This window comes from Leptolyngbya iicbica LK, from assembly GCF_004212215.1.
In the GTDB taxonomy this organism is placed as follows: Bacteria; Cyanobacteriota; Cyanobacteriia; order Phormidesmidales; family Phormidesmidaceae; genus Halomicronema; species Halomicronema iicbica.
In genome coordinates this window covers 22,458-34,782 of sequence record NZ_QVFV01000004.1, presented here as the reverse complement: position 1 = coordinate 34,782, position 12,325 = coordinate 22,458, and the positions used below count along the sequence as shown (strand labels likewise).

Here is a 12,325-nt window from a genome sequence, read left to right as displayed (position 1 = left end):
ATTTTGTCGTAGTGAGAAGCTTGATCCATCAGTAACCTGAAAATAGTTGACGACGACGGAGAGAAACCAGCATGACAGGGATCACCTTGAATCAGCCCAATGGATACTCGCATCAGTCAAGCTGGTCGACGGTTGCGACACTGGTAATGGGCAGTGCGATCGCCCTCACCATCGGCACCCCCACCCAAGCCGAGCCACTGGCAACACTGGAATTAGGGGAGATGCCGCTGCGGAATCAAGCATTAACCGCTGGCCCGACCAAAGTCATCATTATTGAGTTTGATCCCCTCAATTACGACACGGGTGAAACGCAATATTTGACCTATGAGGTCTATGTCAACGACGAATTTCAGACCCAAGTGCGTCAAGAAGTTGATTTTCGGTTTGCTGACTTTAGCTTGCAAAATCTTGATCCCGATGGGGTGCCTGAGGTCATTTTTCATCGCTATACGGGCGGAGCTCACTGTTGCAGTATCTACACCATTTACTCGGCGCAGGGCGATCGCCTGCATCGCACCTTGACCTATCCATTAGATGCGGCGGGAGCGGGTGGCTTTGAAGATTTGGATGGTGATGGCTACAGCGAATTTTTGAGTGCTGACCAGCGATTTTTGTACGCTTTCGGCAGCTATGCGAGTTCTTGGCCGCCGAATATTTTTCTCACGTTTCGCAACGGTTCCCTGATTGACACAACGCGACAATTTCCTGACCGACTGCGATCGACCGCCTACACCATGTACGAACATACGCGCGATCACCCTGGCCTGGGGGCAAATAGCATCTTGGCCGGATATGTGGGCCAAAAAATTCTCATGGGTGAATATGAGTCTGGCTGGGACTACATGCTGGCCCATTACGATGACACCGATACTTGGGGCCTGACGGAATACAGCACCGATGGTGAAGAGATCGGCACATTTGCTGACTATCCTGAGGCGCTAGAGTCGTTTTTATTGGATTTAGGGTATTTGACGGTGAATGGCGACCCCAACCCCAATCTTGATCTCAGTCGCGTGATCGTTGAACAAGAGGCTTTACTGTAGCTGCCCCCCACAAGTAGCGCTGGTCAACAACGACAGACAAGTCAAACACCAGACCGCAGCGTTGTCGATTTAAGTGGACTGTGCTGACAAAAGTGCCGTGGCGGCTTCGGTTGATAGTGGTCGAGACAGCAAATAACCTTGACCGAGTTCACACCCCAGCGCTTCCAGCCAGTTGAGTTGTTGAGGCGTTTCAATGCCTTCCGCGATCGCCGCGAGCCCTAGCTGATCACTCAGCGTGACTACCGCCTCCACAATTTTGTAGTTCGTGTTGCCCAGCTGCATCTGGCTGACAAAAGACTTGTCAATTTTGAGATAGTTGGCCGGCAGGTTGTAGAGATAACTGAGGGAAGAATAGCCGGTGCCAAAGTCATCAATACTGATCCGCACGCCTAATTCCTGCAGTTGTAGCAAGCGCTCAATGGCCGTTTCAATATCCTCAATGAGCATGCTCTCCGTAATCTCTAGCGTGAGGATATGCGCTGGCAACTGTGTTTGCGTTAATACGTGTTGAACGGTTTCCACCAGGGTCGCCTGTCGCAAATCGTATCCCGAGAGGTTGATGCTCATGCGCAAGTGATGACGGTGAGGCCACTGAGAACGCCATTGCGCCGCTTGCTCACAGGCCGTCTGCAACACCCAGCGACTGATGGGCGCGATCATCCCAGTTTCTTCAGCAACGGGGATAAACTCGTCTGGCGAGATAAACCCCCGAGTCGGATGGTCCCAACGGATCAGGGCCTCAAATCCCGTGATTTGCTGCGTCTTGAGATCAACAATCGGTTGATAATGCAGCGCAAAAACTTGCTGAGCCACAGCGACCCGTAAGTCATGCTCTAGTTGCATGCGTTTCATGGCCTGGACGTGCATGTCCCCATCAAAAATGGCGTAACCGCCGCGTCCGGCAGCCTTGGCCCGATAAAGCGCAATATCTGCATCTCGGAGCAAGCTCGATGCCTCGTTGTAGTGACGATCGCCCCAAACCAGCCCAATACTTGTGGTGATGAAAATACTGTGGTCTGACATTGCGATCGGGTGTTCGAAATCGGCCAGAATGCGCTCGGCAATTTGAGTCGCAGCCTGCAGGTCAGACAGATGCTCTAACAAGATGACAAACTCATCGCCGCCGGGTCGAGCCGCAATATCCGCCGGACGAATAATGGTTTGCAGCTTCTGGGCCACATGAATTAACAACTCATCGCCAACTTGGTGCCCCAGGCTGTCGTTGACGACTTTGAACTGATCCAAGTCCAGAAACAACACCGCAAATTGGTAAGTCGCCGACTGCTGCGCCCGTTTGAGGGCAAGTTCCAGCCGATCGTTTAACAACGTGCGATTGGGCAAGTCAGTCAGGCTATCGTGCAATGCCTGGTGGATGAGTTGGGCCTCAGCCCGTTTGCGATCGCTGATATCCAACGCGATCGCCAAAAACGCTGGCTGACCGCCATAGTGGGTGGTCTGTAGATAGACATCGACCGGATAGCAACTACCATCAGCCCGCTGATGCACGGTTTCAAAATGCAACTTCGAGACCTGATCTTGCCGCAAGGGCGTGAGTTGCTGTGCCAATTCAGGCGCTGATAGCTCCGGCATAATATCGAGGGGTGTTTTTTGCTGGAGCTGTTCCAGCGAGTAGCCCAGGTTTTCTAATGCGCCCTGATTCGCATACTCAAACTTGAGCGTGTCACTCCAGAACAGATAAATTTCGTTGAGGCTGGCTTCCAGGACAGCCAGCAGCCGATTACGCTCGGCCTCGGCCTGCTTACGGTCACTAACATCCCGACAAATACAGAAATGGACAGCCTCACCATTCAGGACTTCGCGGCTGTAGCTGATTTCCACATCACAGACCGAACCATCCTGACGACGATGCTGCGTTTCAAACCGAGGTGGCAAAAGCACTTCATCTTCAAGAATGGCCTGTAATTCTGCCCGGGAAAACTGGGCATCCCAATCCACCACATTCAGGGTGCCAGTTTCTGCCAGGGAATAGCCGAGCATCTGGGCAAAGCTGTGACTGGCTTGCAAGACATTGCCCTGATGGTTCAACAGCACAATGCCGTCAATCGAGACGTTAAACAGGGTTTTACTCAGCAGGAGTTCTTGTTCCAGAGCAAGTTGTATCTGCTTGCGCTGAGTAATGTCTACCCCGGTGCTCATGAAATATTCCCCAAAGGGAACACTGGTCATGTGGAAGAACTGATCAGTGGGGGGGAAATAGGCTTCCCAGGTGTAGGGTTTGCCCTCTGCAAAAATCTTTTGCACAATCGGCATGAACTGTGCCGTTGCATCATAGGCAAAGATTTCATTGGTCGTTTTGCCGACCACTTCAGAACGTTTTTTGCCCCAGGCGTTGAGCGCCGCAGGATTGGCCTCCAACAATCGCCAGGTCTGAATCGCCCCTTGCTCATCCCGCACGAGCTGCCAGAGATGGACCTCGTGCATCATATTCTCGAACAAGTTGCGATATTGTTCCTCACCTTTTTTCAGGGGACTAATGTCCATAAAGGTGGTCACAATTTGGCAGAGGTGGCCAGTTTCATCAAACTCAGGATGCGCCGAATTAAGGACCCAAATGGGTTCGGCGGTGGGGCCATGCTGAATGCCGACTACCAAGTTATGAACGGTTTTTTGCGTCGCAAGCACCCGCGCCGCAGGGTATTCCTCAACGGGTAATGGACTGCCGTCTTCGCGCAAAAATGTCCAAGCCGGATCAGTCAACTCCTTGCCCAACATCTGTTCGCTGGTGAGGCCGAGCATGCTCTGCGCGATCGTATTGCTGTTGATGACAGTGCCGTTCCCGTCATGAACCACGACCCCAGCCTGTATGCTTTCGAGCAATTCACCCATCAGGCTTTGCGATCGCAGGGTTTGGCTCGCTTCCAGCGCCCGCACTCGCTGCTCCAACTCTTCATAGGTCAATCTTTCAGACATCTGACGTTTCCCTATCTAGTGAGGTGCGCATTCGAGCGTCAGGGGTTGAGACGCACCTCGCGCCAGCAAGTAGCGCGACATGACGCCCAATTCGATTTTTCAACTCGTGACTGATGGGCTTGGGATTGCTTTGGTGAATGTTGTGTGGGCTTATTCAGCATCATCTACCTCTACTTGCTGGCGCACAGCTATGTCGCCAATGCCACCTAATTTTTGATCTCCGGTGATCATGATTCAGACCTGTGATGAGGGTCTGGATTGGGGCCGGCAGCGTTACTAACATCATCCGTGCCGCTCATGCCTTCATACACCTCAAGTTAATCATTTCATTCCTTTCTAAAAGGTTTCCCAATGTAATGAGTGAGGCATAAAACTTAGTGAAACCCAACACTCAATCGTCCGAATGACCTTTACCGCTGTGGCAAACAGCGCCCAGTTAATCTAACGAGGGCAGGCGTAGCAAGGCTGGTCGCAAGGTTACTGGAATTAATTGATGACCGGCCCTCGTGCCCCTTTAGCGCAACCAGGCTTCGATTTGGCGGACGGCGGTTTGGGCGGAGTAGCTGACTCCCGCGGTGCCCTCGCCGGGATGGGTGCAGTCACCTACGAGCCACAGGTTTTGGAAGGGGGTGCGGTTGGCAAAACCGAAGGGGCCGAAGGTGCTGACGCGCATGCCCAGGCCACCCACCGCGCCGCGATCGCGCGCCGTAAACCGCTCAAATGTACGGGGAGTCCCGGCCTCGACATGCACCAAATGATCGGGCCGCAGATCAAAAAATTGGCCGAGGCGCGCGATCGCGGTGTCGGTGTATTGCTGTTTCAGCGCGGCATAGTCATCGGCCTGCTGCCACTGGGTTAAGTCGGTGAACGAAGAAGCAATAATCGTCGCCTTGCCATCTGGAGCGCGGCCATCGCCGGGACGGCTGACCGAGACAAACAGCGAATTATTTTCGCCAATGGGAGCGTCGTAGTCATACAAAAATTGCAGATGGGGCGGACAGTCGGCGGGAATCGCGGCCTGATCCACGCCGAGATAAACCACGAAGGCTCCCGAAGAATCCTCTAGCTTTTCCACTCGTTGGCGATAGCCTTGAGGGGCGTCGTCACCGAGCAGTTTTACCAAGCTTTGCACCGTCACATTGCCCACCACAATGTCGGCGGGTTCGGTCCAGGTTTGGCCCGTTTTTTGACTGCGCACGGTGACGCCAGTGACCTGGTTGTTTTGGGTATGAATCTGTTCAACGCTGTGGCGCATCAAGAGTTTGCCGCCATCCCGTTCCAATGCGGCGACAAGGCGATCGCTCAACACCTGCATACTGCCTTCGAGGTGAAAGAGTCCCTGCGGGGCTTGCGAGACGCCGAGAGCGGTGGCGGCATACAGCAGGGCAGTTTCGTCGGCGTTGACCTGGGAATACAGCTTGAGCTGCATATCTAAAAAGGTCTTGAGGCGGCGATCGCTGGCTAATCCAAATGCTTTCAGCAACTGCCCGACAGTGGAGAAGGTGAATGGCGCAGTCACCAACGTATCGGGTCGCACCGCTGACACCAACTGCCACACATCCCACGCATTACGCGGCGGCAACACGGGCTCCCGTCCTTGAAAACGCCAGCTCGCCTGAAAGAGCGTGTTGAGCAACTGCCAGAACGGCTCACTGCCGGGAAACTGCCGCTGCCGCTCAGCTTGCCATGCCTGGCGATCGCGCCAGACGGAAATCGCCTCCGACTCACCCGGCAGATACACTGCACAGGCCGGATCGCAATGGGTGGCGGCGGGCAGGGGGATGTCGAGTTCGGCAAAAATCTCGTGGTGAATGCCGCCCGGTTCCAGTCCGGCCACCTGAGTCGCACCGACATCAAAGGTAAAGCCGCGCCGCCGAAAGGTGGAGGCACAGCCACCGGGCACGATCGCTTGGTCAAAGGTGATGACGTCATAGCCGCGATGAGCCAACAGGGCAGCGGCGGTGAGCCCCCCAATGCCCCCACCAATCACAACGACTCGCTCTTGTTTGGAATGTCCCGCGACCATGTTTACATTTTGTTACGTCTTCTCATAGTTTAACCGCTGGGCGTCGCTCAACGTCACAGTCATGGCGTGAACCCTGGAGCGTCCGAAGTTCCGCTAAAACCCACCTACTTTGCGTATTGGGATATCAGAAAAAACTCGTTGGATAGGCGTCCTCGCCTGTCCAACCGCACCTGAAACTGAATCCACTATGCAAACTAAAGGCTTAACAGCTTACTTCACGTCAAAATTGCGCCGCCCATCAGCTTTTCATAGCGGCGCTGGAGCTCTTTGCGCAGGATTGGGAGATGGGTTAGTTCGGCGTCTTGCTCGATTAAGGATTCGGCAGCTTTACGGGCGATCGCCAGCGCATCTTGATCCGCCACCAGGCTCGCCAGCGCAAAGTCCGGCAGTCCCGATTGGCGAGTGCCGAGCACTTCCCCCGGTCCCCGAAAGCGCATGTCCATCTCCGAGATAAAGAAACCGTCTTGCGAGTCTTCCAGCACTTTGAGTCGCTGTAGTGCCAGGTCGTTGCGGGTGCTGCTCATCAATAGACAGAAGGACTGGGCTGCCCCCCGACCGACGCGACCGCGCAACTGGTGCAGTTGGGAAAGGCCAAACCGTTCCGCATGTTCGATCAGCATGACGGTGGCGTTGGGCACGTCCACCCCCACTTCCACCACCGTGGTGGATACCAGGATGTGGGTATGGCCGTCGCGGAACTGGCTGATGGCGTCGTCTTTTTCCGCCGAGGACATGCGTCCGTGGAGTAGGCCGACTTTGAATTCGGGAAAAATCACTTCTTGCAGGCGCTGATGCTCGTCGATCGCCGATCGCAAATCCAGCTTTTCCGACTCTTCCACCAGGGGCAGCACAATGTAGACTTGTCGCCTCTGGGCAATTTCGCGACGAATCAGGTCGTAGGCGTGGTTGCGATCGCGGCCCCGCAGCAGGGTCGTTTTGATGGCTTTACGTCCCGGCGGCAACTCATCAATCTGGCTCACTTCTAAGTCGCCGTGCAGGGTCAGCGCCAGCGTCCGAGGAATCGGGGTCGCTGTCAGCGTCAACACATGGGGATTGTCGCCCTTGCGCTGGAGCCGCGCCCGCTGCTGCACGCCAAAGCGATGCTGTTCATCGATCGCCACCAAGCCCAACCGCTGAAACTGCACCGGATCTTCAATCAGGGCGTGGGTACCCACCAGCAGGGGCAGTTCCCCCGTCAAGAGTTCGCTGTGAATCTGTTTGCGCTTGGCAGTGCGCGTGGAACCCGTGAGCAACTCCACGGGCAAATTCAGCGCGTTGAACCAGCCCACTAGTTTGCGATAGTGCTGCTCGGCCAACACCTCCGTCGGGGCCATCAGCGCTGCTTGGTATCCGGCTTGGATGGCCGCCAAAATCGCCACCACGGCGACCACCGTTTTACCGGAACCGACATCGCCCTGTACCAGCCGATTCATCGGCGTCGGCTGTTGAATATCGGTCAAAATTTCGTTGACGACTCGCTGCTGCGCTCCCGTAAAGGCAAACGGCAGGTTGTCATAAAACTGATCGATCAGCGCTCCGGTGGGCGGCAAAATCACCGATGTGGCTTCTTTGCGCCGTTCTTGGCGGCGGCGCAGCAGACCCAGTTGCAGATAAAAGAATTCATCAAACACCAGGCGATGGCGGGCTTCCTGCAAGCCTTCTTCGTCCTTGGGAAAGTGGATGTGGGCGATCGCGACGGGCAGCGGCACCAGGCCAAATTCCTGACGGATCGCTTCCGGCAGGGGATCGACCAGTTCAATGGCCGCGGGCATCGCAGAAGCAACGGCCCGCCGCACCAACGTCGCCCCCACCCCCTCCGTTAGCGGATACACGGGCACAATGCGCCCCACCGTCAGCGACTCGGGATCGCCATCCGGCCCATCCAGCACTTCCAAATCAGGGCTGTCGAGGGTGATGCCGTATTTATTCTTCTTGACCAGGCCCGATGCCGCGACGATCGCCCCGGTGGGATACTTCCGCTTTTGCCCCTGTTGCCACCCCGCATTGCGAAACCGCTTCCCCGGCCAGAATTTGGTGATGCGCAGTTGCCCAGTGGAGTCTTTGAGCACCAATTCTTGAATCGTGAGATTGGGATTTTTAGGACTGCTGAAGCAGGTCGATCGCGTCACGGTACCCACCAGGGTCACCGTCTCCCCCGGCTGCAGCTCCCGAATGGCGACCTGTTGGGCGTAGTTAATGTAGTCGCGGGGATAGTAGTGCAGCAAGTCCAGCGCAGTGAAAATGCCCAGTTTTGCCAACCGTTCCGCATTCTTCGGCCCGACGCCCTTCAGATAGGTGACGGGCTGCTCTAACGGCGGTGTCTTGCTGGAAAAGGCCGAGTGGGTAGCGGGCGATCTCCCCGATTTTTCCTGACTATTCTGATTCCCCGCACGAGACGATTTCCCCGCAGCTGCCTTAGCCGTGGACTTTTGAGTTTTGGCAGCGGGTGTGGCCTGTTCTAAAGACTTCTGGGTTTCGTAAATGGTCTTGCGGGTTTCGGCGACAAGGTACTGACGGGCCGCAAAACTCATTTCACCATAGCGACGGTAATCGGCGGCCAGCGATCGCCACACGCCTCGTTTGTCCTCTGACAACGGCTCCGGCGGCGACGCCAACTCGCCGTGCAAAAACTCACTAAACCGCTGCTGATGCCCCTCCAGATCATTGAAGCCCCGCTCAGCTTCCACCATCAGCGCCCGCTGTAAGCGACTCCAATCCGGCGTTTTATCGTTAGTGGGCACTTCACTCATCAGCTCGGCCGAGAGGCGATTTTCATTCCACAGACTAACGCCAATCCCGCGTCAATCATGCAGCTCATTGCTGCTTTAGGATTTTAGCCCAAGCACCCACGCATCCAGCATGACCGCGATAGACCGACCCGGCATGAATGCCCCTGAGCCTGACTTGGCACCTGAGCGGGCTGCTGGCACTGCCCATCATCGGCCTGATCGCGTCACTCCCAAAGATAAAAAAACAGCGATCGCCAGCCGCTCAAGGGGACGGGTCCCTTGAACTGTTCCAAACCACATCGGTTGAGCCGACAGGGACCCGTCCCCTGCCACGATCATCGGTGCATTCGCCAAACCGCATATTGGGCAAACTAGGCGAAATTGAGGTCATTCATGCAGCGGCGAAATTTTCTGACACTATCCGGTTTGACGCTGTTAGGAGCCGTCAGCCCTGCCTGTGGTGAACAAGCACCCGGCACCAGGGCAGCCACCAGCCAACAGCGTGTAGTCGTGATTGGCGCAGGCTTGGCCGGGTTGGCCGCGGCCCGAGAGTTGCACAACAACGGCTACGACGTGGTGATCGTGGAGGGGCGCGATCGCATCGGGGGGCGGGTTTGGACGAGTCTCGATTGGCCCGATATGCCCTTGGATTTGGGAGCCAGCTGGATTCATGGCACCCAAGGCAACCCCATCACGGAGTTGGCGGACCAGATCAATGCCCAACGGGTGGTGACGAGTTACGACCGGGCCATCACGTACAACACGGCTGGAGCCCCCCTGACCGCCGCCGAAGCCAGCCTTATGGCCGATCTGAGAGCGCAGGTGTTGCGGGCGATCGCCGCCGCCCAAGAGGCCGAAACTGACACCTCAATTCAGCAGGTCATGGCACCCCTACGACAGCCGTTAGAGCCCGACTCCGAAGCAGCTCGCTTCATCAATTTCATCCTGAGCAGTGAAATCGAACAGGAATATGCCGGCAGCATCGACCAGCTCTCCAGCCATTGGTATGACAGCGATCAACAGTTTGAGGGTGACGAGGCGCTATTTTTACCAGGATTTCAGGTCATTCCCGAGTTTCTCGCTCAGGGATTAACCCTTGAACTGGGGCAAGTGGTGCAAGCGATTCACTGGCAATCTGCCCCGCTGCGCGTCATCACTCAGCAAACTGAATTTCTGGCCGATCGCGTTGTAGTGACTTTGCCCCTGGGAGTGTTGCAAGCGGATACAGTGCAGTTCGTCCCCACCTTGCCCCCAGACAAGCAGGCCGCGATCGCTCAACTGGGCATGGGCGTGTTGAACAAATGCTATCTGCGATTTCCTGACAGTTTTTGGCCTGCTGATGTGGATTGGTTAGGCCATATTCCCGCTAATCCTGGGGAGTGGGTCGATTGGGTGAGCTTTCAGCGAGTCGCCAATCAGCCGATTTTGCTGGGATTTAATGCCGCCCATCAGGGAAGAGCGATCGAAGCGTTGTCAGATCAACAAATTGTTGACAGTGCCATGCAAACCCTGCGAACCATCTACGGCGACCCCATTCCCGAGCCGACGGACCATCAAATCACCCGTTGGGCCGCCGATCCGTTTGCGCTGGGCTCCTATTCATTCAACGCCGTGGGGTCAGCGCCGACTATGCGCCATCACCTGGCGGCACCGCTGGAAGCATCGGTATTCTTTGCGGGCGAAGCGACCAATGGAGACTACTTTGGCACAACCCACGGAGCCTATTTGTCCGGCGTGCGGGCCGCTCGTGAAATCATGGCGCAGTAAGCCGTCCGCTCCGACAATGCTGCTCTATCTTCGACTATGCAAACCAAGCCCCACAGGGGATTTGAGCAGGGTCAGATGCTATACAGTTACCAGCGGCTTAACGAATTGCCCATACGACCAATCTTGACTTGGACTCATGTCGGCTGCCTATGATGAGCCAAAACACTGCCATCCTGTACACGCTGGCTGTCGCTGGGGTGATCGGTTTTCAGATCTGCCTGATGGCCGGTGCGCCTTGGGGACGACTGACTCAGGGGGGACAGCATGAGGGGGCGCTGCCTATGTCTGGGCGAGTCGCCGCGGGTGTGTCCATTGTGTTGCTGGCGTTCATGGGGGCGGGCATTACTTCAGCGGCAGGCCTACCGCCCCATTGGCCCGAGTGGACAGGCTGGGTAGCACTGGGGATTCAGGCATTGAGCACGCTGTTGAACTGGATAACGCTGTCTGCCCCAGAGCGGCGACTGTGGGCTCCGATCACCAGCATCATGCTGGGACTGGCAACCTACACGGTTCTGATCGATGCGTAACGCCCCGTCCATGACTGTAGAATTTCTTCATGGCTCCCAATGATATTGACCACCTGCAAGCGGTGCTGGCCCGTGTCTTTGAGTTTTCGCCCGCTGATCTAGCGGCCAACCGGATGGGGCTGATTTCGGACGCGCAAAAGGCTCGCATCACCCAAAAACACGCTGCAAATTGCCGGATTGCTTGGCAGATATTCACCCTCATTTTTGGCCTGGGCTTTCTGGGATTCTCGGCGGATATGATTCGCAATGACAATCTGGGGGTGGACACCGTGCTGATTTACTTGGGCGCTACAGCTTTTTGGGGCTCGGTTGTGTGGGCCTTCATTATTTACCACCGACTGCAGATGCAGCGGACTCTGCGGGAAGGCAGTGTGAAGCCCGTGGCCGGACCAATCCAACTCTTTACGGAGCGGGGCGAGAGAATGCAGAGCCGATATTTTGGCGTCGATCGCCACAAGTTCAGGATTGATAACTACAAAGATTTTGCAACGCTCCAGCGAGCAGGATTAGCGGGACGGAAAGCCACTGTATACGTTGCACATCCAAACCGCAGTCTGTTGTCTGTGTTGCTGCAAGCTTGAGGGCGATCGCTGTCCCTCAAAAAAGTCAGATCAGTCCCCAGCTGGAGAGAGCAGAGCAGGGATGACGCTGAAGTTATTCATCAACGGCGTCAAGCCGACGGTTAATATGATTTGGCTAAAGGCAAAAGTGATGACTGCTTCTGGCGTGCAACGTTAGGCAGCAGCTATACGTCTGTGCTGAACCTGAAACCCGAGGAACCCGTTATGGTGAGCGAGCAAGATATCCAGCATCTACGTCGGTGCATAGAATTGGCCGCTGAGGCGCTAGCGCTCGGGGATGAGCCTTTCGGCTCTGTGCTGGTCGCGGCGGACGGCGAAGTGCTGTTTGAAGATCACAACCATGTCGCCTCCGGTGACCAAACTCGCCATCCAGAGTTCGAGATTGCCCGGTGGGCGGCAGCCAATATGACCTCGGAAGCTAGAGCCGCCGCCACCGTCTATACCTCGGGTGAGCATTGTCCGATGTGTGCCGCTGCCCACGGCTGGGTCGGACTGGGACGGATCGTGTACGCGAGTTCCTCCGAGCAATTGGCCTCCTGGCTGAGCGAACTCGGCGTTCCCGCCCCACCCGTCCGCACGCTACCCATCCGTGACATCGTGCCCACTATAGAAGTTGACGGGCCAGTGCCCAGTCTGGCCGAACAGGTACATGACTTACATCGTCGTCTCCACAGCAAGACAATGTGAAGCCCGTGGTAGCTCTCAGGAGCAACAAGGTTTA

At 56.1% G+C, this 12,325-nt stretch carries 9 protein-coding genes; 6 read left to right on the top strand and 3 right to left on the bottom strand.

Features of this window, described 5'->3' with window-relative positions; all coding sequences use genetic code 11:
- The first annotated feature begins 71 nt into the window (after positions 1 to 71).
- Entirely contained in the window at positions 72 to 1,043 is a 972-nt protein-coding gene (locus DYY88_RS15930) for a hypothetical protein (protein WP_052288339.1), read from the top strand.
- Positions 1,044 to 1,112: 69 nt separating this feature from the next.
- Here the strand turns inward: DYY88_RS15930 and DYY88_RS15925 are convergent, their stop codons facing one another.
- From DYY88_RS15925 to recG, 3 genes are all read right to left on the bottom strand, one after another.
- Positions 1,113 to 3,974 carry a sensor domain-containing protein gene (locus DYY88_RS15925; RefSeq protein ID WP_052288338.1) on the bottom strand — a complete coding sequence of 954 codons (2,862 nt, stop codon included), beginning with the start codon at positions 3,972 to 3,974 and terminating at the stop codon, positions 1,113 to 1,115.
- A gap of 514 nt (positions 3,975 to 4,488) precedes the next feature.
- Positions 4,489 to 6,000 (bottom strand): C-3',4' desaturase CrtD, encoded by a 1,512-nt coding sequence (gene crtD / locus DYY88_RS15920; protein ID WP_039726322.1) that lies wholly within the window; start codon positions 5,998 to 6,000, stop codon positions 4,489 to 4,491.
- Positions 6,001 to 6,215: 215 nt separating this feature from the next.
- Complete coding sequence (gene recG / locus DYY88_RS15915) at positions 6,216 to 8,750, bottom strand: ATP-dependent DNA helicase RecG (protein WP_039726321.1); 2,535 nt, start codon at positions 8,748 to 8,750, stop codon at positions 6,216 to 6,218.
- Positions 8,751 to 8,859: 109 nt separating this feature from the next.
- Here recG and DYY88_RS24245 point away from each other — a divergent pair, with 109 nt between their 5' ends.
- The 5 genes from DYY88_RS24245 (at position 8,860) to DYY88_RS15895 (ending at position 12,291) form a co-directional block, all read left to right on the top strand.
- Complete coding sequence (locus DYY88_RS24245) at positions 8,860 to 9,012, top strand: hypothetical protein (protein WP_163685935.1); 153 nt, start codon at positions 8,860 to 8,862, stop codon at positions 9,010 to 9,012.
- Between the two features lie 110 nt (positions 9,013 to 9,122).
- On the top strand, positions 9,123 to 10,496 hold the full coding sequence (locus tag DYY88_RS15910; protein WP_039726320.1) for a flavin monoamine oxidase family protein: 1,374 nt from the start codon (positions 9,123 to 9,125) through the stop codon (positions 10,494 to 10,496).
- 152 nt (positions 10,497 to 10,648) lie between these two features.
- Complete coding sequence (locus tag DYY88_RS15905) at positions 10,649 to 11,023, top strand: hypothetical protein (protein WP_039729695.1); 375 nt, start codon at positions 10,649 to 10,651, stop codon at positions 11,021 to 11,023.
- Between the two features lie 29 nt (positions 11,024 to 11,052).
- Positions 11,053 to 11,604 carry a hypothetical protein gene (locus DYY88_RS15900; protein ID WP_039726319.1) on the top strand — a complete coding sequence of 184 codons (552 nt, stop codon included), beginning with the start codon at positions 11,053 to 11,055 and terminating at the stop codon, positions 11,602 to 11,604.
- 204 nt (positions 11,605 to 11,808) lie between these two features.
- The gene (locus DYY88_RS15895) at positions 11,809 to 12,291 is read left to right on the top strand and encodes a nucleoside deaminase (RefSeq protein ID WP_039726318.1); all 483 of its coding nucleotides are present in this window, start codon (positions 11,809 to 11,811) and stop codon (positions 12,289 to 12,291) included.
- The last annotated feature ends 34 nt before the right edge of the window (positions 12,292 to 12,325 follow it).

Bases quoted from the DNA above. Each gene is read 5' to 3' on its own strand.
- DYY88_RS15905 (WP_039729695.1), top strand. From the start codon at position 10,649: ATGAGCCAAAACACTGCCATCCTGTACACGCTGGCTGTCGCTGGGGTG.
- DYY88_RS15925 (WP_052288338.1), bottom strand. From the start codon at position 3,974: ATGTCTGAAAGATTGACCTATGAAGAGTTGGAGCAGCGAGTGCGGGCG.
- crtD (WP_039726322.1), bottom strand. From the start codon at position 6,000: ATGGTCGCGGGACATTCCAAACAAGAGCGAGTCGTTGTGATTGGTGGG.
- DYY88_RS24245 (WP_163685935.1), top strand. From the start codon at position 8,860: ATGACCGCGATAGACCGACCCGGCATGAATGCCCCTGAGCCTGACTTG.
- DYY88_RS15895 (WP_039726318.1), top strand. From the start codon at position 11,809: ATGGTGAGCGAGCAAGATATCCAGCATCTACGTCGGTGCATAGAATTG.
- recG (WP_039726321.1), bottom strand. From the start codon at position 8,750: ATGAGTGAAGTGCCCACTAACGATAAAACGCCGGATTGGAGTCGCTTA.
- DYY88_RS15900 (WP_039726319.1), top strand. From the start codon at position 11,053: ATGGCTCCCAATGATATTGACCACCTGCAAGCGGTGCTGGCCCGTGTC.
- DYY88_RS15910 (WP_039726320.1), top strand. From the start codon at position 9,123: ATGCAGCGGCGAAATTTTCTGACACTATCCGGTTTGACGCTGTTAGGA.
- DYY88_RS15930 (WP_052288339.1), top strand. From the start codon at position 72: ATGACAGGGATCACCTTGAATCAGCCCAATGGATACTCGCATCAGTCA.